Source organism: Phenylobacterium sp. (assembly GCF_030693405.1).
Classification (GTDB): domain Bacteria; phylum Pseudomonadota; class Alphaproteobacteria; order Caulobacterales; family Caulobacteraceae; genus Phenylobacterium.
Genome location: NZ_JAUYAW010000010.1, coordinates 83,818 through 105,562 on the forward strand (window position 1 = coordinate 83,818; position 21,745 = coordinate 105,562).

Consider the following 21,745-nt stretch of genomic DNA (forward strand, 5'->3'; position numbering starts at 1 on the left):
TCTCAGGATCGCCGATCAGCAGTCAGTGCAGTTGACCATGTCGATCTTACGCGGCCGGAGATAGTATTTCTCCTTGAAGACCATGGCGTTGGGCAGCGCGTAGTTGAGCGTCGAGTTGAAGCTGTAGTTCATCTCGCTCATGATCAGTGTGTCGAAAGGTTCCATGAGATCGGCCGGCAGGCCGCTCACGGTGGCCCCCTTGCCAAAGGCGCTCAGCCCCTTTCCGTAGCTCCAGACCACCTTGGGCGAGCCATTGACGTCGGCGCGGATGGCGGTGACCCGCGCGCTCATGCCCGATCCTGAGAAGGGGGCGAGAATTTCCTCGGCGATGGCGAAGGTGTCGCTCAGTTCGGCCTTGGTGGTCAGGGTGTCCTGGGCGATCAGGTCGGCGATCACCGCAGTGGCGTGGCCCGCGCGGCGGTCGGCCATCAGGGCCATGGTGACCTCGGCCAGGCCCATATAGAGCAGGATCAGGACCGGGGCGATCAGGGCGAACTCCACCGCCGCCACCCCACGTCGATCCCTGAGAAAACGGATCAGGCCCATCAGCACTTGGCTCCCGTCGGCGGGGCGTCGCTGTAGGGCTCGTTGCGGAAGGCCTCCACGGCCGAGACCATGCGCTTGTTGTTCGGAGCGTTGACCAGGGCGCTGGAGATCAGCGGCGTGAAGATGGTCCAGTTGTAGTAGGTGCGGACCAGGACGATGTCGGTGGGGCCGCCCGGGGACCAGCAGGTCTTGGCCGGATCGAAATTGCCGCCGGTCATGGCCGGATCATCCCGCAGGCTGGTGAAGTCGGCATAGGTCCGGACGTCCACCTGCAGGTTGCCGACGCAGGTGGCGCCAAGCCAGCTCATCCGGGCGCAGACGGCCTTGGCGAATTCGGTCTTGTTGGCCGTGCCGGCCGTCTGCATCTCGCCGGTGCGCAGGGGCCGGGCGGCCGCCGCGGTGGCGCCTTCCAGGGTGGTGGCGACCATGAACACCATGGCCAGCTCCAGGACGCCGAAGATCAGCATCAGCAGGGGGCCAGCGATGAAGGCGAACTCCACCGCGGTCGCGCCCTGCCGGGCGCGGGCGAAGCTGCGCAGGGTCTGGATCATGGCTCTGGCGGCGCGCGGCATTCTGCGGGTCCATCCGGTTACCGGCGGACCCTAGCCTTTCGAGCCTAAGCGATGCTTAAGCGATCAGGGGGTGGGGCGCTGCGGATCGTCGGCGCCGATCCGCTCGCACCGGGGGGCGCAGGCGAAGGTGCGGGCCTCGCCGCCGCGGATGTAGGAGACCTGGCCGTATTCCGGGGCGCTGACCACGATGTCGCGGTCGAACAGAACGCGGCCGGCGACGTCGGTGACCACCACATTGGTCACCCCATAGCCCTTGCCGATCACCACCAGGTCCTGGGGACCCAGCAGATTGACGTCGGCGATCTTCGGATTGGCCACGACCACATTGCGCGCGGCGCCCGGCAGCCGGACCTTGGCCCCCTGATCCAGACGCACCGAGAGGGACGAGGCGGCCGCCGGCGTGGCGACCAGGAGGCCGATGAGGGCGCAGACGGCGAGGCGGCGCATGGCGGTGTCCAAAAAAACGAAAATCCAGGAACAGACCGCAAGGGTCGGTTGGAATGGTCAAGAAACCCTGAATCGAGCCGACTCGCGCGCGTGTGTGAATCATAAAGGGAAAACAGCGGATTCTGACGAAATCGAGCGTCGTGGTTAATGAATGCTAATAGTAAACACAAGTAAACCAAAAGAAAAATCCGTCGAATACTCTCTGATTTACTCGCCATTAAGCCAGCCGCGGCATTGTGACCCTGCAATTCGGGGCGAGCAGACCACCAAGGCCTGATCCCCGATCAATCTGCTCGCCAACAAAGGAGATCGAGCAATGTCGAAGTTCGTCACGCGCTTCCTGAAGGATGAATCCGGCGCCACCGCCATCGAGTATGGCCTGATCGCCGCTCTGATCGCCGTCGTGCTGATCACCGCCCTGAACACCCTGTCGGGCAAGATCGCCGGCACCTTCACCAAGATCGGCACCGCGATGCCGCAATAGGTCATTCGCCGCGCTCCAGCGGCGAAGACAACGACCAGACTTCGGGGGCCGCGGCGGAAACGCCGCGGCCCCTTCTTCATGGGTCCTCTTCAGGATCGGGAAACCAAGCGTTCACCCGCGGTCGTCACACTGGCGTCCTGACATCGCCGCAAGAGCCTCCCATGATCGCCCAAGCCCAGGCCGTCCTGCTCGTCATCTGCCCGGCCCTGCTGATCGTGGCGGCCCTGAAGGATGTGACCACCTATACGATCCCCAACTGGATCTCCCTGGCCCTCATCGCCGCCTTCTTCCCCACAGCCCTGATCCTTGGCCTGCCGGCCGGCGCCATCGGGTTCCATGCGGCGATCGGCGTCGGCGCCCTGGTGGCCGGCATGGCGATGTTCGCCCTGGGCTGGATCGGCGGGGGCGACGCCAAGGTGTTCGCCGCCTCGGCCCTGTGGCTCGGCTGGCCGGCCTCGGCCACCTTCCTGCTGGTCACCGCCCTGGCCGGCGGGGTCCTGGCGATCACCCTTCTGGCCATGCGCTCGATGCTCCTGCGCCGCTACGTGTCGGCGGGTCCGGCCTGGCTGAGCCGGCTGGCGGAGCCGGGCGAGAATGTCCCCTATGGCCTGGCCATCTGCATCGGCGGTCTGGCCGCCTATCCGGCCAGCACGCTTGTGCGGGCGCTGAGCGCCGGGGTTCCCCTTTAGCGGCTGTTAACCATGGGCGCGCCAAAACGGGCACGCCGCCAGAAGGCGCCAGCAGAAATTGAGTCGCGGCTGATCGCCTGAACCGGCGCGTCGCCAATCCCCTTCAGTGGGAGCGTATCGGGAAGTTCATGGGCGCCGTCCGTATCGCCATCCTGGCCGCCGCCGCCGTCGCCGCCATCCTGCTCGCCTTCATGGTGCGCGGGATGATGACGCCCGGCGCGCCTGCCGAGACCGCCGCTCCAGCGGAGGCCGCCCCCATGGCCCAGGTCCTGGTGGCCAAGCAGGACCTGCCCATCGGAACCCGTATCACCCCGGCCATGATCGGCTGGCAGGCCTGGCCAGTGGAAGCCCTGAACCCCGCCTTTGTCACCGATGGCGCCACGGCGACACCCGCGGCCGAGGGCGCCGACAAGGTCGCCCAGAAGGCCAGCCAGGTCGCCGCCGACACCCTGGGCGCCAGCCCGATGCAGGCCTTTGACGGGGCCATCGTCCGCGAGGCCATGGCGGCCGGCGAGCCCATCATCGCCCGCAAGGTGATCCGGGGCGGGGAGGGCGGCTACATGTCCGTCGTCCTGGCGTCTGGCATGCGCGCGGTCTCTGTGCCGGTCTCGGCCGACACCGCCGCAGGCGGCTTCATCCTGCCGGGCGACCGGGTGGACGTGCTGCAGAGCCGCGAGACCCCCGATGGCTCGGGCCGCGTCACCGAGACCCTGATGCGCAATCTCCGCGTCCTGGCCATCGACCAGTCCACCGAGCCGGCCGAGGACGCCAACACCATGATCGGCGCCGTGGTCACCCTGGAGGCGCCGGCGTCTGACGTAGAGGTCCTGGTCCGCGCCAAAGCCGAGGGCGAGATGATCCTCGTCCTGCGCCCCTATACCGATGTCGGCGGCCCGGTGGGCCGGGGCGGCTCGGCCGAGCCGCAGACCGTGCGAATTTTCCGCGATGGCGAGATGTCCGAGGTGTCCGTCCGATGAGGATCCCAGGCCTCTCCCTGCTGATCGCCGCCAGCCTGTTGGCGGCGCCTTCCTCGACCCTCGCCCAGGACTTGGCCGGCGGGCGTTCCGATCCCCGTCAGGGCTCCACCATCCGGGTGGATCTGGCCGGCGGCGGCGCCACCCAGTCCCTGACCCTGCCCCGGGGCAAGTCGGCGATCATCGAGCTGCCGGTGGATGCCCGCGACGTGCTGGTGACCAATCCGGACGTGGCCGACGCGGTGCTGCGCTCGCCCCGGCGGATCTATGTGCTGGGCGTGGCCGCAGGCCAGACCGACGCGGTCTTCTTCGATGGCGCCGGGCGGCGGATTCTGTCCCTTGATATCCGGGTCGACCAGGACACCGGCGCGGTGGCCCAGACCATCAACCGCCTGCTGCCCCGGGCCCGGGTGCGGGTGGACGCCATGAATGACAGCCTGATCCTGTCTGGCGAGGTCATGAGCCTGGCTGACGCCGACAAGGCCATGCAGATCGCCCGCGCCGCAGTGGCCAAGCCCGAGCAGGTGCTCAACATGCTGTCCATCGCCGGCAAGGACCAGGTGATGCTGAAGGTGCGCATCGTCGAGGTGCAGCGCAATGTGATCAAGCAGCTGGGCTTCAACACCAACGCCGTCCTGAACCAGCTGGGCGAGCCGCAGTACATGTTCAGCAACGCCGCCAGCTACGCCATCAATGGCGGCCTGGTGGGCGGCCTGACCGGCGGCTACAAGCTCGACACCACCAAACAGCCGATCATGCAGCGGCCCTGCGGCTGGCCCGACCAGCCCGACGTGCTCTGCGATTTCGTTGTCCGCGACAGCGGCAATTCCGACGCCGCCACCATCAAGGACGGCCTGGCCGGCGATCCCGGCCTCAACCAGGCCGAGGGCATGATCGAGGCCTTCGAGCGGGTAGGCCTGGTGCGCACTCTGGCCGAGCCCAACCTGACGGCGGTGTCCGGCGAGGCGGCCAAGTTCCTGGCCGGCGGGGAGTTCCCCGTGCCGGTGGGCCAGGACGACGCCGGCCGTGTGACCATCGAATTCAAGCCCTTCGGCGTGGGGCTCGGCTTCACCCCGGTGGTGCTGTCTGGCGGGCGCATCTCGCTGAAGATCTCCACAGAGGTCTCCGAGCTGACCAATGAAGGCTCATTCTCCCTGTCCAATGGGGCGGGCGCCCCGCGCCTGGTGATCCCGGCCCTGACCGTGCGCCGGGCCGAGACCATGGTCGAGCTGCCGTCCGGCGGGGCGATGATGATCGCCGGTCTGCTGCGGGAGCAGACCAAGCAGGCGATCGACTCCCTGCCCGGCATGATGAACCTGCCGGTCCTGGGCGGCCTGTTCCGGTCGCGGGACTATCTGATGGGCGAGACCGAGCTGGTGGTGATCGTGACCCCCTATCTGGTCCAGCCCACCTCGCCCGACCGCCTGCAGACCCCGGCCGACGGGCTGCAGATCGCCAGCGACTCCGAGACCCTTCTGCTGGGCCGGCTGAACCGCGCCTACAAGGCCAGGCCCCAGCCTCCGGGCGCGCCGGCCTATCAGGGCCCCTACGGCTATGTGATCGAGTGAGCGCCGCCATGTCCAAGTCCCTGCGCCATCTCATGCCCCTGATCCTGGTCGCCGGCCTGAGCGCCTGCGCCTCGGCGCCGCCCCCGCGGGAGGGTGCTGTGATCGATCCGCGCACGCCGCTGGACCAGTACCGCGCCCAGGTTGTCCCGCAGGCCGACCAGGTCCGCCTGGCGATCCACGCCCAGGGGATTTCCGGACCGCAGGCCGACGCCCTGGCGAGCCTGGTTCAGGCCTGGCGGACGAACGACGGCGGCCCTATCCGGCTGCAGTCGCCGGTGGGCGCGGCGGACTCTGCGGCCGCCTATCGGATGGGCGAAAGCGTGCGGGCCTTCCTGGTCTCGCAAGGCGTGCCCTACAGCGACATCCAGGTGGCGGGCTATGACGCCCCCGGCCAAGCCAGCGCGCCCATGGTGGTGGGCTATGAGCGCTATGTGGCGCAGGTTCCCCGCTGCGGCCAGGCCTGGGACAACCTCACCAGCACCTCGGCCAACGCCGCCTCGGCCAATTTCGGCTGCTCGGTGAACGCCAATTTCGCCGCCCAGCTGGCCAATCCCGGCGACCTCGCGCGGCCCCGGGACATGGACCCCGCCGATGCGGCCCGCCGCGCCGAGGTGCTGACCCGGTATCGCATCGGCGAACCCACCGCGACCAAGGCCGACGAGCAGGCCAAGGGCGCCCTGTCTCAGGTGGTTCAGTAGGTGGCCATGCGCACACAGAGCGGACATGACCCCTTCGACCTCGACTTTGAGGCCGACGACGACTTCGGCCCGGCGCGGGACGACGGCTGGCGCAGCGCCGGCGAGACTGGCGGGCGGGGCGGCGCGCCGGTGGACCCCTTCGCCGACCTGGCGCCGGCGGCTCCCCGGGCGCGTCCGGCGCCCGATCCGTTTGAGGATGATTACGAGGCGCCCCGCGCCGCTGCGCCTGCTACTGCGCCTGCCGAAACGAACCCCGTCCATGAGATGATGGCCACGGCCGAGGCCGCCTTCGGCGACTCGACCCTGCCGCGGATCACCATCCACGCCTTCACCGAACGCGACCGCACCGCCGACGTCATCGAGCACGCCGCCAAGGATCGGCGGATGGAGCGGGCCAGCGTCACAGTCCGCGAGGGCGGCCTGGCCGCCGCCGTGGTCGCCTATCAGAACCAGCCCACCCCGCCGCTGCTGGTGGTGGAGTGCGGCGAGAGCGCCGAGCGGCTGATCGCCCATCTCGACCAGCTGGCCGAGGTCTGCGATCCCGGCTCCAAGGTGGTGGTGATCGGGGCGGCCAATGACATCGCCCTGTATCGCGAGCTGATGCGCCGCGGCGTCAGCGAATATCTGGTGCCGCCGTTCAAGCCCCTGCAGTTCGTCCGCTCGCTTTGCGGCCTCTATGCTGATCCGAGCGCCCCCTTTGTCGGCCGGCAGATCGCGTTTTGCGGCGCCAAGGGCGGGGTGGGCGTCTCGACCATCGCGCACAATATTGCCTATGCGATCACCGAGCGGCTGGCGGCCAATGCGGTGCTGGTGGATCTCGACCTGCCGTTCGGCACCGCCGGCCTCGATTTCAACCAGGACCCCCTGCAAGGCGTGGCCGACGCCCTGGGAGAGCCCGACCGCCTCGATCCCGTCCTGATGGACCGGATGATGGCCCGTTGCAGCGACCGGCTCAGCCTATTCGCCGCCCCGGCGACCCTTGACCAGGACTACGACATTTCGGCGGAGGCCTTCGAGGAGGTCACCCAGAAGATCCGGGGCGCCGCGCCCTTCGTGGTGCTGGACCTGCCCCACGTCTGGACCGCCTGGAAGCGGCGTATCCTGCTGTCGTCGGATGATCTGGTGATCGTCGCCGAGCCGGATCTCGCCTCACTGCGCAACGCCAAGAACCTGGTGGACCTGGTGCGTCGCGCAAGGCCTAACGACGCCCCGCCCCGGCTGGTGCTCAATCAGGTCGGCGTGCCCGGCCGCCCGGAGATTCCGGTGAAGGATTTCGGCGAGGCCCTGAACCTGACGCCGGCCCTGATCCTGCCCTTCGAGCCCAAGCTGTTTGGCCAGGCGGCCAATAACGGCCAGATGCTGGCCGAGGTCGCGCCCCGGTCCAAGACCGCCGAGGCGCTCAACGACCTGGCCCAGCAGATCAGCCGGCGCGAGCCCCCCGTGGCGCAGAAGTCCTCGCTGCTGGCCAGCCTGTTCCGGCGGAAATAGCCATGTTCGGAAAGCGCGCCGCCGACGCTGAGGCTCCACCGACCCGCGCCCCGCAGGCGCGTCCGGCGGCCCCCTCGGCTGCGCCGCCTCCGGCCGACAAGGCCGCCGCCCCCATCGCCACCCGGCCGCAACGGACAGAGCCGCCGCCTGCCGCTGATCCCGCCCGTCCGCGGACCGAAGGCCCCAAGACCGGCAAGAGCGACGGACCCAAGGCCACCAGCGGCTTCGAACAGCTACGCGCCGCTCAAGGACCCGCCCCGGCCACCCAGGTGGTGCGCGAGCAGTCGGACTACTATCACGCCACCAAGACGACGATCTTCAACGCCCTGATCAACACCATCGATCTGGCCCAGCTGGCCCAGCTGGACGTCAAGGCCGCGGCTGAGGAGATCCGCGACATCGTCGCCGAACTGGTGGCGATCAAGAACGTCTCCATGTCGATCTCCGAGCAGGAGACCCTGGTCCAGGACATCATCAATGATGTCCTCGGCTATGGCCCGCTTGAGCCCCTGCTGGCCCGGGACGACATCGCCGACATCATGGTCAATGGCGCGGCGCGGGTCTTCATCGAGGTCGGCGGCAAGGTTCAGCTGACCAATGTGAGGTTCCGCGACAACGCCCAGCTAATGAACATCTGCCAGCGGATCGTCAGCCAGGTCGGCCGCCGCGTCGATGAAAGCTCGCCCATCTGCGACGCCCGCCTGCCCGACGGCAGCCGGGTGAACGTCATCGCCCCGCCGCTGGCCCTGGACGGTCCCACGCTCACCATCCGGAAATTCCGGAAGGACAAGCTGACCATGAAGGACCTGGTGGAGTACGACTCCATCACGCCGGAAGGCGCGCGGGTCCTGGGGGTCATCGGCGCCTGCCGCTGCAACATCCTGATTTCCGGCGGCACGGGCTCGGGCAAGACGACCCTGCTCAATACGCTGACCGCCTTTATCGACCCCACAGAGCGGGTGGTGACCTGCGAGGACGCCGCCGAGCTGCAGCTGCAGCAGCCCCATGTGGTGCGCCTGGAGACCCGGCCGCCGAACCTGGAGGGTCAGGGCCAGATCACCATGCGTGACCTGGTGAAGAACTGCCTGCGGATGCGGCCTGAACGGATCATCGTCGGCGAAGTGCGCGGGCCTGAGGCCTTCGACCTGCTGCAGGCCATGAACACCGGCCATGACGGCTCCATGGGCACCCTGCACGCCAACAGCCCCCGCGAGGCGGTCAGCCGTCTGGAATCTATGATCACCATGGGCGGCTATGGCCTGCCCTCCCGGACCATCCGGGAAATGATCGTCGGCTCCATCGATGTGATCATCCAGGCCGCCCGCCTGCGCGATGGTTCGCGGCGGATCACCCACATCACCGAGGTCGTGGGTCTGGAGGGCGATGTGATCATCACCCAGGACCTGATGCTCTACGAGATCACCGGCGAGGACGCCGAGGGCCGGGTCGTCGGCCGCCACCGCTCCACCGGCATCGCCCGCCCGAGGTTCTGGGACCGCGCCCGCTATTATGGGCTTGAGCGGGAACTGGCCGAGGCCCTGGACGCGGCCGAATGAGCCCGACGCTGGTCTCCATCCTGGCCGCCGTGCTGGCCTTCGTCGCCGTGGCGGGGTTTGGCTTCGTCCTGGTGGGGCAGTCGCCGGGCCAGGCCCGGGCGGCGCGGCGCACCCAGGCCATGCTGGGCCGCGAGACCCGCGAGGCCAAGACCCGCCGGGGCGGCTCCAGCGCTCAGGACCAGCGCCGCAAGCAGATTCTCGACAGCCTCAAGGAGCAGGACCGGGCCCAGCGCAAGGCCTCCCTGTCGGTCAAGGCGCGCCTGCAGCAGGCCGGGCTCGGCACGACGGTGCGCACCTTCTGGATCATCAGCGCCGGGCTGGGGGTTTCGGTCTTTCTGCTGACGGTGACCCTGGGCCAGCCGGCCTATCTGGCCCTGGGGCTCGCCTTTGCCGCCGGGCTCGGCCTGCCGCGCTGGATCGTCTCCATCCTGGCCGCCCGGCGGATCAAGAAGTTCGTCGAGTCCTTTCCCGACGCCATGGACATCATCGTGCGCGGCATCAAGTCGGGCCTGCCGGTCAATGACAGCCTGCGGGTGATCGGCGCCGAGGCGCCCGAGCCGCTGGCCGCGGAGTTCCGCTATCTGACCGAGAACACCGGCATGGGCGTCTCCATCGACCAGGCTATCGACCGGATGTACGAGCGCATGCCCGCCCAGGAGGTGCGCTTCTTCGGCATCGTCCTGGCCATCCAGCAGAAGACCGGCGGTAATCTGGCCGAGGCGCTGGGCAACCTTTCGACGGTCATCCGCGCCCGGAAGCTGATGCGCGAGAAGATCAAGGCCCTGTCCGGCGAGGCGGTGGCCTCGGCCTTCATCATCGGCTCCCTTCCGCCGGCGGTGGTGGTGATGATCAGCCTGATGGCGCCGGAATATATGGCGCCCCTGTTCGTCGATCCCCGGGGCCGCATCATCCTGCTGGGCGGTGTGCTGCTGATGGCGCTGGGCATCTGGGTCATGCGCCGCATGATCAGCTTCAAGATCTGAGGGCGTCCATGGACCTGAGCGCCTTCACCAATCCGGCCAACATCCTGACGGTCTTCGTGGCGGTGGCCACCTTCGCCACCCTCGTGACCCTGGCCGCGCCGCTGATGCGCACCAACAATCTGGAGGCCCGGCTGAAGTCGGTGTCGACGAGGCGCGAGGAGCTGCGGCGCAAGTCCCGCGAAGCCCTGGCGGCGTCCAAGGGCGGCTCCCTGCGCCAGACAGATGCGGGCCTCTACAAGCGCGTGGTCGACCGCCTGCAGCTGTCGCGGCTGCTGGAGGATCCCAAGGTGGTGGACAAGCTGGCCCAGGCCGGCTTCCGCGGCCCTCGACCGGTGAGCACCTTCTATTTCTTCCGCTTCGTCCTGCCCTTCGCCTTCGCCGCCTCGGTGGCCTTCTACCTGTTCGTGATCAACGACTTCGGCCTCAGCGGCATGAACCGGCTGGCCGCCATCGTGGTGGGTCTGACGCTGGGCTACTACGCGCCGAACATCTACATCAGCAACATCGCCCAGAAGCGGCGGGAGTCCATCGTCGGGGCCTTTCCCGATGCGCTCGACCTGCTGCTGATCTGCGTGGAGTCGGGCATGTCCATCGAGGCGGCCATCCAGAAGGTCAGCCAGGAGATCGGCGGCTCGTCCATCGAACTGGCCGAGGAAATGACCCTGCTCACCGCCGAGCTCTCCTACCTGCCCGAACGGCGTCAGGCCTATGAGGGCCTGTCGCGGCGGACCAACCACCCGGGCATCAAGTCGGTGACCACGGCCATGATCCAGGCCGAGCGCTATGGCACGCCGCTCGGCGCGGCCCTGCGGGTGATGGCCAAGGAGAACCGCGACCTGCGCCTGGCCGCCGCCGAGAAGACCGCCGCCCAGCTGCCGGCCAAGCTGACCGTGCCGATGATCGTGTTCTTCCTGCCGGTGCTGTTCCTGGTGATCCTGGGCCCCGCCGTCCTGCGGGTCATGGACATGATGGCGCCCGGCGCGTCCTAAGGTCGACCCCGCGATGCGGGCTCAGGTCCGCGCCCTACTGAACCGAGCCCACCGAGTCCCAGGAGCGCCCTGACCCCCCGGTGGCGGCCGCCTGGCTGGCGCTTCTCAGATAGGCCAGATTGTTGGCCACCAGCTGCGGCGGCAGGTCCTGGCGGGCCAGAGCCTCGGCCTCGGCCATGCGGCCCTGCAGACCCAGAATCAGGGCCAGGTTCTGGCGGGTGACCGCCGTGGCGCCGGGCAGGGCGGCGGCCTGGCGCAACAGGGCCTCGGCCTCGGCGGCCTGGCCCCGGGCGGCCTGGAACATGGCGAGGTTGGACAGCACGGCCGGATTGTCCGGCGCCAGCTGCACGGCGCGGCGGTGGGCGGCCAGGGCTTCAGCGTCGCGCTGGGCCTGCTCATAGGCCATGGCCAGCAGGAAGGGCGCGCGCCAGTCGCCCGGCGCGAGCGTCTGGGCCTGCAGCGCCGGCGCTACGCCATAGAAGCCTTGGCCCCGGGACAGCTGGGTGCGGGCCAGCTCCAGCAGCACCTCCACATTGTCCGGCGCCAGGACCGCCAGACGCTGGACCGTCGCGGCCGCCTCTTCGGTCTGTCCCAGACCCCGCAGGGCGCGGGCGAGGCCAAGGCCGGCCTCCAGGTCGGTGGGATCGATATTGGTTTCCCGCGCCCAGAAGGCGGCCCGGGCCAGGGGATCAAGGCCGCCGGCCAAGGCGCGCTCCTGGGCCGAGGCCTTCCGCGCGGCCGCCGGCGCGGGGGCCGCCGTCGGGGCCTGGGGGGGCGCGGCGTCCTGGGGTTTGGCCCGGAAGGAGAAGGCCGCCGCCGGGGAGGCGCCGGCCAGGCCGAGCGCGAGGGCGGTTGCGGCGAGGACCGACATGCGACACATGACCAGGATAGCCTCCAGAGGTTCCGGCTCAGACTGGACCGGTCGCCTTAAAGGAAGCGTTAAGCATAAGCCGAAGGGCCAGCCGCCATGTCCGACCTGATCCTGGACGCCGCAGAGGGCGTCATCGTCCCCGTCCATCTCCTGCGCGACGCCGATGTGGAGGCCGCCCTCGGCGCCCTGGGCGACCAGGGCCGGGGCCTGGCGGCGGCGCAGGAGTTCAAGGGCAAGGCCGGCCAGGTCCTGCTGGTGCCGGACGCTGCCGGCGCTGTGGAGCGCGTGCTGTATGGTGTCGGCCAGGGAAGGGCGTCAGCCGTCCGCGCCCTGGCGGCCAAGCTGCCCCGCGGGACCTACGAGATCGTCCGCAAGCCTGACGACATCACCGCCGACGAGGCGGCCCTGGCGTTTGCGTTGGGGAGCTACCGGTTCGACCGCTACAAGAAGAAGCCCGATGAGCGTCCGCGCCTGTTGGCCCGGGGCGCCGATGTGGCCGCCGTCCGCGCCATGGCGCACGCCTGTTCCCTCGCCCGGGACATGATCAACACCCCGCCCAACGACATGGGTCCGCTGCAGATCGAGACCATCGCCCGGGAGATCGCCGAGCAGCATGGCGCCGCGATCACGGTGGTCACCGGAGAGGGCTTGCTGGAGGCCAACTATCCCGCCGTCCATGCGGTGGGCCGCGCGGCAGCCCCCGGCCGGGAGCCCCGCATGATCGAGATGACCTGGGGCCGGGAGGGCGACCCCGTGGTGGCGATCATCGGCAAGGGCGTGGTGTTCGACACCGGCGGTCTGGACATCAAGCCCTCGGCCGGCATGCGGCTGATGAAGAAGGACATGGGCGGCGCCGCCCACGCCCTGGCCCTGGCCCGGATGGTCATGGCTGCGGGCCTGGCCGTGCGCCTACTGGTGCTGACGCCCACGGTGGAGAACGCCATTTCCGGCGACGCCATGCGCCCGGGCGATGTGCTCGATTCCCGCAAGGGCCTGACCATAGAGGTGGGCAACACCGACGCCGAGGGTCGGCTGATCCTGGCCGACGCCCTCACCCGGGCCGCCGAGTTCTCGCCGGACCTGACCATCGACCTGGCCACCCTGACCGGGGCTGCGCGGGTGGCGCTGGGGCCGCAACTGCCCCCCTTCATGACCGACGACGAGGCCCTGGCCGCGGCGATCATGGCGGCGTCCGAGGCGACGGAGGACCCCCTGTGGCGGCTGCCTCTGTGGAAGGGCTATGCCGAAGCCCTGGAGAGCGACGTCGCCGATCTGAAGAACGATCCCGACGCCTGGGCTCAGGCCGGCGCGGTGACGGCGGGCCTGTTCCTGCAACGCTTCGCCCCGGAGGGGGCGTGGGTGCATTTGGACATCTTCGCCTGGAATCCGAAGGGGCGGCCCGGCTATCCGGCCGGCGGCGAGGTGATGGCCATCCGCGCCCTCTTCCGCCTGCTGCAGGACCGCTACGGGTGAGCCGCGATCCCCGCCTGACGCTCGCCCGTCCTGACTTCGCCGCCGCCGGACTCGAAGGCGTGGCGCCTGCTGGCCATTATGCGTCAACGGCGCCTCGGGCCTGCCGGGTCGCCGCCGCGGCGATCCGCACCGCGCCATCGCCCGGCGCCGAACAGGCCGATCAGCTCCTGCTGGGCGAGATCTTCGACGTGCTGGAACAGGCCGACGGCTTCGCCTGGGGCCAGGCGCGCCGGGACGGCTATGTGGGCTATGTCGCCCTGGAGGCCCTGGGTGAGCCCGCCACGCCGAGGCACCGGGTCGCCGCCCTGCGGACCTATGGATTTGAGCGCCCGAGCATCAAGTCGCCGGCCCTTGGCCCCTACAGCCTCAACGCGCTGGTCAGCGCTGTGGAGGTGGAGGGGCGTTTCGTGCGCGACGCCGGCGGCGCCTGGTTCGTGGACCGTCATCTGGCGCCTGTGGGGCTGGACTTCGCCCGCGATCCGGCGGCCGTCGCCGAACAGCATCTGGGGACGCCCTATCTGTGGGGCGGGCGCGAGAGCCTGGGCCTCGACTGTTCGGGGCTGGTGATGCAGGCCCTGCTGGCCTGTGGTCGGGCCTGTCCGCGGGACACCGATCAGCAGGAGCGAGCCTTTTTCCAGGACGCCGATCCGGCCGCCCTGCGGCGGGGGGATCTTGTGTTCTGGAAGGGGCATGTGGCGATGATGCTCGACGCCGACACGATCATCCACGCCAACGCCCACCACATGGCCGTGGCCGTCGAGCCGCTGAACACCGCCATCGCCCGGATCGAGGCCGCGGGCTCCGGCGAGCCCACAAGCTACCGCCGGCCCTGAGTCCGCAAGCCGATGTGTCGGCCAAAGAAAAAGCCCGGCGCGAGCCGGGCTTGATCTTGTCAGGCGTTCACCGCGCTCAGGTGGCGGCGGGCGATTCGGCCTCGGCGGCCGGGGCTTCAGCCGGAGCCTCGCCCTCAGCGGCGGGGGCTTCCTCGCCCTCGACCGGAGCTTCGCCTTCCGCGGCCGGCTCAGCCACGGGGGCCGGCGCCGGGAAGGGAATAGAACCGCCCATGGAGTGCAGATAGGCCACCACATTGATCAGCTCTTCACGGCGCTTCAGGCCGACGAAGGTCATCTTGGTGCCGGCGATGTGCCGCTGGGGCGCTTCCAGGAAGGCGCCGAGCTCGGCGTGGGTCCAGACCGGGTTGGCCGCGGCGAAGTCGTTGAAGGCGCTGGAATACGAATAGCCGGCATGGGCCGCCGGCCGCAGGCCCACAATGCCCCACAGATTGGGGCCGGTGCCGTTTGCGCCGCCCTGGGCGATGGTGTGGCAGCTGACGCACTTGGCGAAGCTGGCCTGACCGGCCGCCACGTCGGCGATCGGCAGGACCGTGCCCCAGTCGATGGCGGCTTCAGCCGGCGCAGCGCCGCCCGTGTCCTCAGGGATCGCGATCGCATAGCCCGGAGTTTCGGGGGCATGAGGGGCGAAGACGATGGCGGAGGCTTCACGAAGGCCAACTACCGCCAAGCCCGTCGCCAGCACAGCGCCGGCGACCTTGTTGAACGTAAGGTCGCTCATAGTCTTAGATTCGGCCCTTTCTCAGGCCGGTCGTCGAAACCGGCATACGCGCGGGAATCTCCCGCCCCTTATTGCGCCCGCGTCTCTTACACGCTACCGGCGCTCGTGCAACCGGCCAGTTGGTCGCTCCCCCCTGCAAGCGCTGCCGCCCACAGGCTTCCATCGAATCATGACGCCCATCGTCCTCATTCCCGCCCGCATGGCCGCCACCCGACTGCCCGGCAAGCCCCTGGCCGACATCGAGGGCGTGCCGATGATTGTCCGCGTGCTGCGCCAGGCGCAGGCCGCCGGGATCGGCCCTGTGGCCGTGGCGGCCGGTGATCCGGAGATCGTCGCGGCGGTGGAGGCGGCCGGCGGCCGGGCGGTGCTGACCGACCCGGACCTGCCCTCGGGCTCGGACCGGATCCTGCGGGCGCTGGAGGTGCTGGACCCGCAGGGCCGTCACGACGTGGTGATCAATCTGCAGGGCGATATCCCCTTCGTCGCGCCCCAGGTGGTGGCCGACTGCGCCGACCTGCTGGCCAAAGAGCCGGGCTGCGACATCTCCACCATCGTGGTGGCCGACAGCGACATCGCCGAACGGTCCAATCCCGATATCCCCAAGGCGGTGCTGGCCATGGCGCCGGACGGCCGCCGGGGCCGGGCGCTCTATTTCACCCGCTCGACCCTCTATGGGGATGGGCCGGTCTGGCTGCATCACGGGGTCTATGGCTACCGGCGCGAGGCGCTCGTGCGCTTCACCTCAGCCCAGCCCTCGCCCCTGGAGCAGCGGGAGCGGCTGGAGCAGCTGCGCGCCCTTGAGCTGGGCATGACCATCTGGGCGACCGTGATCGATGCGGCGCCGATCTCGGTGGACAACCCCGCCGATCTGGAACGCGCCCGGGCTCACGCCCGGGCCATGAGCGAGGGACTTCGATGAGCCAGGGACGTATCGCCTTCCAGGGCGAACTGGGCGCCAACAGCCATGAGGCCTGCGCCGCCTACTTCCCGGACTACGAACCCGTCCCCCATCCGACCTTCGATGAGGCCTTCGAGGCCATCAAGACCGGCGACTGCCAGCTGGGCATGATCCCGGTGGAGAACTCCATCGCCGGGCGGGTGGCCGACGTGCATCACCTGCTGCCCAGTTCTGGCCTGAAGATCATCGGCGAGAAGTTCAAGCCGATCCGGTTCCAGCTGATGGTCAATCCCGGCGTGAAGCTGGAGGAGGTGACCACCGTCCAGTCGATGGCCATCGCCATCAGCCAGTGCCGCAAGACGGTCAAGCGGCTGGGCCTGAAGGCCGAGACGGTGGGCGACACCGCTGGCGCCGCCCGGATGCTGGCCCAGACCCCGGACCGGACCCGGGCGGCCATCTCGCCGGCCCTGGCGGCCGAAATCTACGGGCTCGAGATCCTGCTGCGGGACATCGAGGACGAGCGGCACAACACCACCCGCTTCCTGGTGATGACCGCGCAGGCCGAGCCCGAGCCGCCGCCCTTCACCAGCCCCTGCATCACCAGCTTCGTCTTCCGCGTGCGCAACCTGCCTGCCGCCCTCTACAAGGCGCTGGGGGGCTTTGCGACCAATGGCGTCAACATGACCAAGCTGGAAAGCTACATGGAGGATGGCGCCTGGACGGCGACCTTCTTCTACGCCGAGGTGGACGGCCGGCCGGAGGATCGCGGCCTGGCGCTGGCCCTGGAGGAGCTGCAGTTCTTCTCCGAGCGCTTCGAGATCCTCGGCGTCTATCCGGCCGACCCCTTCCGCGTCCGGGCCTGACGGGCGAGCCCATCTGGCCAGGTTTACGGACCCTGGGTAAGGCGGGGCAGGCTCGTCCCTCAAAACCCGGGGGAGGCCGCCATGCCGCTTGATCGCAGTCCCTATGCCGAGGTCGCCGACCGGCCTGAGGCGGCCGTCGCCCTGCCTGGCCAGGCCTATGTGGACAGAGACGTGTTCGCCGCTGAGCAGGTGCGGGTCTTCCGGGCCGGCTGGGCGCCGGTGGCGCGGGTCAGCGATGTGGCCAGGCCCGGCGACTATCTCTCCGTCGACCTGGGCGGCGCGCCCCTGGTGGTCACCAATGACGGCGGGACCCTGCACGTCCTGTCCCGGGTCTGTCGGCATCGCGGCATGCCGGTGGCGGAGGGGCGGGGCTCAGCCAAGGCCCTGACCTGTCCCTACCATCTGTGGCGCTACGATCTGGACGGGCGGCTGGCCGCAGCCCCCGGCATGGAGCGCTCGACGGTGTTCGACCGCGCCGACTGCGCCCTGCCCCAGATGCGCAGCGAGGTCTGGGGCGGCTGGATCTTCGTCAACCTGGAGGGCCAGGCGTCGCCCCTGGCGCCCCAGCTGGGCGGCCTGGCCGAACGGCTGGGCGAGATCAGGCCCGAGCGGATGGTCACCGCCGATGTGCTGACCTTCCCGTCCCCCTGGAATTGGAAGGTGATGTTGGAGAACTTCCTGGAGTCCTACCACCACATCGGACCGCATCGGGACAGTCTACAGAAGTCCAATCCCGGCCTGTCCACCTATGAGGGGGTGGCCTCGGACCTGTTCACGGTGCTGGAAAATCCCCCGGCCGACGACAGCCATGGCGCTTTCGTGGTGGCGGCCATCTTCCCGCTGACCCTGATGTTCTTCACGCAAGGGGAGACGCCGCTGGGGGTCTGGTATGAACTGGCCGATATCGAGACCGACCACTTCACCCTGAAGATTCATCTGCTGGCCCCGCCAGAGTTCGCCGCCGTGCCGGAGTTCGTGGCGCTCTATCGAGACCAGGTGACGGCCATCCATCTCGAGGATGTTCCCGCCTGCCAAGGGGTGCAGCAGGGAATCGCCAGCCCCTTGTACCGGCCTGGGCCGCTCAGCCATCTGGAGCAGCCGCTGTGGCGGTTTCACCGGCATCTCGAGCAGGCCATGGGGCAGGTCGCCAGCGCTGCGGGCGCCTGAAGCCTCAGCCTTCCTCGACCCAGGCCTTCAGCAGCTGGTGGGCGATGGCGAGCGGGCCAGGGGCGAAGACGCCCTCGATCTTGCCGGCCAGCAGGTCGCGGGCCTCATCGCGGGTGAACCAGCGGACCTCCGACAGCTCGGTCTGGTCAGGCGCCGCCTGGTCGTCCTCCACCTCGGCGATCAGGCCGATCATCAGGGAGGACGGGTAGGGCCAGGGCTGGGTGGAATGATAGCGGACACTGACGGCCTTCAGCGCGGCCTCTTCGGCCAGCTCCCGGGCGCAGGCCTCCTCGATGCTCTCGCCGGGCTCCACGAAGCCGGCCAGGGCCGAGAACATGCCTGGCGGCCAGGCCTCCTGGCGTCCCATCATGCAGCGGTCGCCGAGATAGGGCAGCATGATCACGACGGGATCGGTGCGCGGGAAGTGCTCGGCCTTGCAGGTGGGGCACTGGCGCTTCCAGCCCCCGTCGACCACCACGCTGGGTTCGCCGCAGGCCGCGCAATGGCGATGGCGACGGCGCCACTCGAACATGGACTTGGCGGTCGCCGCGATGGCGGCTTCGGAGCCCGGCAGGCGCAGGGCGATGGCCCGCAGGTCCTCAAAGGAGCCGACGCCGCGCAGGGGCCCCTCGGCCGGGTCCACCCCGCCCTCGATGTCCACGGCGAAGACGGCGGTGTCCTTCCACAGGCCCATGAACAGAAGCCGTTCAATTCCGCCGGCCAGTTCGTCGGAGATGGTGGCCGGCACATAGGCCAGTTGCACGCCCCCCTCGGCGTTCTTCTCCACGAGGGGGCGGCCGTTCCACAGGACGATGGCCAGCGAGTCGGCCGAGGTCTGCATTTCGGCGAGCCAGGCGGTATCGCCCCGGCGCTCGCTGGCGCGGTCGAGGGGGTTGCCGGCGAAGGTGTTCTGGAAAGCGGTCAGGGGCATGATTTGCGTTCTATCTGCGCCCGAGCTTGCGCGCACCTGTTTCGATCGCGATATTGGGGGCGGAGATCGGCGACGGGCGGAGTCCTCGCCAACCCGGTCAGGTCCGGAAGGAAGCAGCCGTAACGAGTTTCGCTTCGGGTCGTCGTCCGGTCTCCACCCGCTTCCTCTGACATTCCCCCCATGGCCGACGAAGACATCACGCTCGATTCCGATCTGCCCGAGCGTGATCCGAATACGACGGACATGTTTGGAAACCCCGAGCCGGCGCCCGCGCCGCCTGCGGCGGAGAGCGCGGCCTATACGGTCATCGCGCGGAAATACCGGCCCAGGACCTTCGAGGACCTGTTTGGTCAGGAGGCGATGGTGCGCACCCTGCGCAACGCCTTCGCCTCTGGCCGTATCGCGCATGCCTTCATGCTCACCGGGGTCCGCGGGGTCGGCAAGACCACGACGGCGCGCCTGCTGGCCCGGGCCCTGAACTATGAGACCGACGCCATCCACGCCCCGACCCTGGATCTTTCCCAGGACGGCCGGCACTGCCGGGCCATTGTCGAGGGCCGGCACATGGACGTGCTGGAGCTGGACGCCGCCAGCCGCACCGGCGTGGCCGACATGCGCGAGCTGCTGGACGGGGTGCGCTATGCGCCGGTCGAGGCCCGCTACAAGGTCTACATCATCGACGAGGTCCACATGCTCTCGACCGGGGCGTTCAACGCCCTGCTCAAGACGCTGGAGGAGCCCCCGCCCCACGCAAAGTTCATCTTCGCCACCACCGAGATCCGCAAGGTGCCCGTGACCATCCTGTCGCGGACCCAGCGCTTCGACCTGCGCCGGGTGGAGCCGGAGGTGATCGTCAAGAACCTGGAGATGATCTGCGCGGCCGAGGGCGCGCGGGTGGAGGCCGAGGGCCTGACCCTGATCGCCCGGGCCGCCGAGGGCTCGGTGCGCGACGCCCAGTCGATGCTCGACCAGGCCATCGTCCAGGCGGAGTCGGGCCAGACCGTCAGCGCAGCCTCGATTCGCGACATGCTGGGTCTGGCCGACCGGGCCCAGACCATCACCCTGTTCGAACAGACCATGAAGGGCGAGGCCGGTCCGGCCATCGAAACCTTCCGCGGCCTCTATGGCTATGGCGCCGATCCGGCCCAGGTGATGGGCGATCTGCTGGAGCACTGCCATTCGGCCTCGGTGGCCAAGGCCGTCGGTCCCCAGGCCCTGATCATGCCCAAGGAGCAGGCCGCCCGCCTGACCGGCATCGGGGCGGCCCTGTCGGCCGGCACCCTGTCGCGGGTCTGGCAGATCCTGCTGCGGGCCCATGAGGAGGTGCGCCGCGCCCCCGACCCGGCCGCGGCCGTCGACATGGCCCTGATCCGCCTGGCCTACGCCGCCGACTTGCCGGGTCCGGAAGAGGCGCTGAAGAAACTGCAGGCCGGCGAGGCCCTGCCCGGCGGGCCGGCCCCGTCTGGCGGTGGAGGGGGCTCGAGCGGCGGGGGGGCAGGCGGCGGCGCCAGCGCGGTGGCCCGCCAGATGGCCCCGCCCCAGGCCCAGACCGCGCCCGAGATCACCCTGCGCCGGTTCGAGGACGTCATCGCGCTGATCGAACAGAAGCGCGACATCTCCCTGCGGCTGGACGTGGAGCGGTTCGTCCGCCCCATCGCCTTCCGCCCCGGGGTCATCGAGTTCGAGCCGGCCCCGGGCTCGCCCAACACCCTGATCCAGCGCCTGGCCGGACGGCTGAAGGAATGGACCGGCACGCCCTGGCTCATCGTCGCCCAGGGCGGCGGCGGGGCCGAGAGTCGGTGGGAGTCGCAGAAGCGCGAGGAGCGCGAGGCCCGGGAGCGGATCGAGCAGGATCCCTTCATCCGCTCGGTGATGGCGGCCTTCCCAGGCGCCGAGATCCTCAGCATCCGCGCCCAGCCGCAACCCGACGTCCAGCCGAGCGGCGAGGACGAGAGCGAAACTGAAGAGGACTAGAGCCCATGAAGGACCTTGGCGCCCTGATGAAGCAGGCCCAGGCCATGCAGCAGAAGCTGGCCGACGCCCAGGCTCGCCTGGCCGAGACCACTGTCGAGGGCACGTCCGGCGGCGGCATGGTTCGGCTGACCCTGCGGGGCTCGGGCGAGCTGGCTGGGGTGGTCATGGACGAGAGCCTGCTGGCGCCCGGCGAGGGCGAGGTGCTGTCGGACCTGATGGTGGCGGCCCATGCCGACGCCAAGCGCAAGCTCGACGCCATGCAGGCTGAGGTGATGCGCGAGGCCGCCGGCCCCCTGGCCGGCATGGGCCTGCCCGGCATGCCGAAGTTCTGATCGACACCCCTTGGCCGCATCCTCAGGACCCGAGATCGAGCGTCTGATTGCGCTCCTGGCCAAGCTGCCCGGCATGGGGCCGCGTTCGGCCAGGCGGGCGACGCTCGCCCTGCTCAAGCGCCGCGAACAACTGCTGACGCCGCTGGCCCAAGCCCTGGCCGACGCCGCCGAGCGGGTGAAGACCTGTTCGACCTGTGGGGCGCTGGACACCCGCGATCCTTGCGCCGTCTGCGCCGATCCCGAACGGGACGCAGGCCTGATCTGCGTGGTGGAGGAGGTCGGGGCGCTCTGGGCCATGGAGCGGGGCGGCTCCTTCCGCGGGCGCTACCACGTGATGGGGGGCCTGCTCTCGGCCCTGGACGGGGTCGGCCCTGACGCCCTGCGGGTGGGCTCTCTGGTGGCCCGAGCCAGCGCGCCCGAGGTGACCGAGGTGATCCTGGCCCTGCCGGCCACGGTGGATGGTCAGACCACGGCCCACTATCTCGCCGAACGATTGGCGCCCTGTCGGGTGACCATCTCCATGATCGCCCGCGGCGTGCCGGTGGGGGGCGAGCTGGACTGGCTGGACGACGGCACCATCGCCCAGGCCCTGCGGGCGCGCCGCCCGGCCTGAGCCTGGGGCGCCTTGCGTCCTTCGAGGCTCGCTGTCGCTCGCACCTCAGGATGAGGG

General features: G+C 69.5%; 23 protein-coding genes and 1 other RNA gene. 18 read left to right on the top strand and 6 right to left on the bottom strand.

What is annotated here, in order from left to right; translation table 11 throughout:
* Positions 1–15 precede the first annotated feature (15 nt).
* The 3 genes from Q8N19_RS01750 to Q8N19_RS01760 all read right to left on the bottom strand — a co-directional run bounded on the left by Q8N19_RS01750 (position 16) and on the right by Q8N19_RS01760 (position 1,565).
* Entirely contained in the window at positions 16–546 is a 531-nt protein-coding gene (locus Q8N19_RS01750) for a TadE/TadG family type IV pilus assembly protein (protein ID WP_305587920.1), read from the bottom strand.
* The gene (locus Q8N19_RS01755) at positions 546–1,118 is read right to left on the bottom strand and encodes a TadE/TadG family type IV pilus assembly protein (RefSeq protein WP_305587921.1); all 573 of its coding nucleotides are present in this window, start codon (positions 1,116–1,118) and stop codon (positions 546–548) included. The genes Q8N19_RS01750 and Q8N19_RS01755 overlap by 1 nt, the downstream gene beginning before the upstream one ends.
* A gap of 63 nt (positions 1,119–1,181) precedes the next feature.
* A complete protein-coding gene (locus Q8N19_RS01760; protein WP_305587922.1) occupies positions 1,182–1,565 on the bottom strand; it encodes a pilus assembly protein N-terminal domain-containing protein in 384 nt (127 codons plus the stop codon).
* 316 nt (positions 1,566–1,881) lie between these two features.
* On the opposite strand from Q8N19_RS01760, the gene Q8N19_RS01765 reads away from it, so the two are divergent.
* The 9 genes from Q8N19_RS01765 to Q8N19_RS01805 all read left to right on the top strand — a co-directional run bounded on the left by Q8N19_RS01765 (position 1,882) and on the right by Q8N19_RS01805 (position 10,994).
* On the top strand, positions 1,882–2,049 hold the full coding sequence (locus Q8N19_RS01765) for a Flp family type IVb pilin (RefSeq protein ID WP_293319658.1): 168 nt from the start codon (positions 1,882–1,884) through the stop codon (positions 2,047–2,049).
* 161 nt (positions 2,050–2,210) lie between these two features.
* A complete protein-coding gene (locus Q8N19_RS01770) occupies positions 2,211–2,738 on the top strand; it encodes a prepilin peptidase (protein ID WP_305587923.1) in 528 nt (175 codons plus the stop codon).
* A 128-nt stretch (positions 2,739–2,866) separates the two neighbouring features.
* Positions 2,867–3,715 (top strand): Flp pilus assembly protein CpaB, encoded by an 849-nt coding sequence (cpaB, locus tag Q8N19_RS01775; RefSeq protein ID WP_305587924.1) that lies wholly within the window; start codon positions 2,867–2,869, stop codon positions 3,713–3,715.
* Positions 3,712–5,280, top strand: a complete 1,569-nt coding sequence (locus Q8N19_RS01780; protein WP_305587925.1) for a type II and III secretion system protein family protein — start codon at positions 3,712–3,714, stop codon at positions 5,278–5,280. The genes cpaB and Q8N19_RS01780 overlap by 4 nt, the downstream gene beginning before the upstream one ends.
* A gap of 8 nt (positions 5,281–5,288) precedes the next feature.
* Positions 5,289–5,978, top strand: coding sequence for a CpaD family pilus assembly protein (locus tag Q8N19_RS01785; protein WP_305587926.1), 690 nt, complete (start codon positions 5,289–5,291; stop codon positions 5,976–5,978).
* A 6-nt stretch (positions 5,979–5,984) separates the two neighbouring features.
* A complete protein-coding gene (locus Q8N19_RS01790) occupies positions 5,985–7,466 on the top strand; it encodes a CpaE family protein (protein WP_305587927.1) in 1,482 nt (493 codons plus the stop codon).
* A 2-nt stretch (positions 7,467–7,468) separates the two neighbouring features.
* A complete protein-coding gene (locus Q8N19_RS01795; protein ID WP_305587928.1) occupies positions 7,469–9,022 on the top strand; it encodes a CpaF family protein in 1,554 nt (517 codons plus the stop codon).
* Entirely contained in the window at positions 9,019–10,005 is a 987-nt protein-coding gene (locus tag Q8N19_RS01800) for a type II secretion system F family protein (protein WP_305587929.1), read from the top strand. Before Q8N19_RS01795 ends, Q8N19_RS01800 begins: the two co-directional genes overlap by 4 nt.
* A gap of 8 nt (positions 10,006–10,013) precedes the next feature.
* Complete coding sequence (locus Q8N19_RS01805; RefSeq protein ID WP_305587930.1) at positions 10,014–10,994, top strand: type II secretion system F family protein; 981 nt, start codon at positions 10,014–10,016, stop codon at positions 10,992–10,994.
* Positions 10,995–11,028: 34 nt separating this feature from the next.
* On the opposite strand, the gene Q8N19_RS01810 is transcribed toward Q8N19_RS01805, so the two are convergent.
* Positions 11,029–11,874 (bottom strand): tetratricopeptide repeat protein, encoded by an 846-nt coding sequence (locus Q8N19_RS01810; RefSeq protein WP_305587931.1) that lies wholly within the window; start codon positions 11,872–11,874, stop codon positions 11,029–11,031.
* A gap of 87 nt (positions 11,875–11,961) precedes the next feature.
* Here Q8N19_RS01810 and Q8N19_RS01815 point away from each other — a divergent pair, with 87 nt between their 5' ends.
* Entirely contained in the window at positions 11,962–13,338 is a 1,377-nt protein-coding gene (locus Q8N19_RS01815; RefSeq protein WP_305587932.1) for a M17 family metallopeptidase, read from the top strand.
* On the top strand, positions 13,335–14,171 hold the full coding sequence (locus Q8N19_RS01820; RefSeq protein WP_305587933.1) for a C40 family peptidase: 837 nt from the start codon (positions 13,335–13,337) through the stop codon (positions 14,169–14,171). Before Q8N19_RS01815 ends, Q8N19_RS01820 begins: the two co-directional genes overlap by 4 nt.
* Positions 14,172–14,247: 76 nt before the next feature.
* Here the strand turns inward: Q8N19_RS01820 and Q8N19_RS01825 are convergent, their stop codons facing one another.
* Positions 14,248–14,910 (bottom strand): cytochrome c family protein, encoded by a 663-nt coding sequence (locus tag Q8N19_RS01825; RefSeq protein WP_305587934.1) that lies wholly within the window; start codon positions 14,908–14,910, stop codon positions 14,248–14,250.
* 169 nt (positions 14,911–15,079) lie between these two features.
* Here Q8N19_RS01825 and Q8N19_RS01830 point away from each other — a divergent pair, with 169 nt between their 5' ends.
* From Q8N19_RS01830 to Q8N19_RS01840, 3 genes are all read left to right on the top strand, one after another.
* Positions 15,080–15,829: a 3-deoxy-manno-octulosonate cytidylyltransferase gene (locus tag Q8N19_RS01830; RefSeq protein ID WP_305587935.1), complete on the top strand. Its 750-nt coding sequence runs from the start codon at positions 15,080–15,082 to the stop codon at positions 15,827–15,829.
* Positions 15,826–16,671, top strand: coding sequence for a prephenate dehydratase (locus Q8N19_RS01835; RefSeq protein ID WP_305587936.1), 846 nt, complete (start codon positions 15,826–15,828; stop codon positions 16,669–16,671). Before Q8N19_RS01830 ends, Q8N19_RS01835 begins: the two co-directional genes overlap by 4 nt.
* An 81-nt stretch (positions 16,672–16,752) precedes the next feature.
* A complete protein-coding gene (locus Q8N19_RS01840) occupies positions 16,753–17,838 on the top strand; it encodes an aromatic ring-hydroxylating dioxygenase subunit alpha (protein ID WP_305587937.1) in 1,086 nt (361 codons plus the stop codon).
* 4 nt (positions 17,839–17,842) lie between these two features.
* Here Q8N19_RS01840 and nudC read toward each other — a convergent pair whose 3' ends face one another.
* Positions 17,843–18,769 (bottom strand): NAD(+) diphosphatase, encoded by a 927-nt coding sequence (gene nudC / locus Q8N19_RS01845; RefSeq protein ID WP_305587938.1) that lies wholly within the window; start codon positions 18,767–18,769, stop codon positions 17,843–17,845.
* A 60-nt stretch (positions 18,770–18,829) separates the two neighbouring features.
* On the opposite strand from nudC, the gene ffs reads away from it, so the two are divergent.
* From ffs to recR, 4 genes are all read left to right on the top strand, one after another.
* An RNA gene (gene ffs / locus Q8N19_RS01850) (signal recognition particle sRNA small type) lies at positions 18,830–18,928 on the top strand.
* A gap of 21 nt (positions 18,929–18,949) precedes the next feature.
* Positions 18,950–20,743: a DNA polymerase III subunit gamma/tau gene (locus tag Q8N19_RS01855; RefSeq protein WP_305587939.1), complete on the top strand. Its 1,794-nt coding sequence runs from the start codon at positions 18,950–18,952 to the stop codon at positions 20,741–20,743.
* A gap of 5 nt (positions 20,744–20,748) precedes the next feature.
* The gene (locus tag Q8N19_RS01860; protein ID WP_305587940.1) at positions 20,749–21,075 is read left to right on the top strand and encodes a YbaB/EbfC family nucleoid-associated protein; all 327 of its coding nucleotides are present in this window, start codon (positions 20,749–20,751) and stop codon (positions 21,073–21,075) included.
* Positions 21,076–21,085: 10 nt separating this feature from the next.
* A complete protein-coding gene (gene recR / locus Q8N19_RS01865; protein ID WP_305587941.1) occupies positions 21,086–21,688 on the top strand; it encodes a recombination mediator RecR in 603 nt (200 codons plus the stop codon).
* Positions 21,689–21,745: the final 57 nt, after the last annotated feature.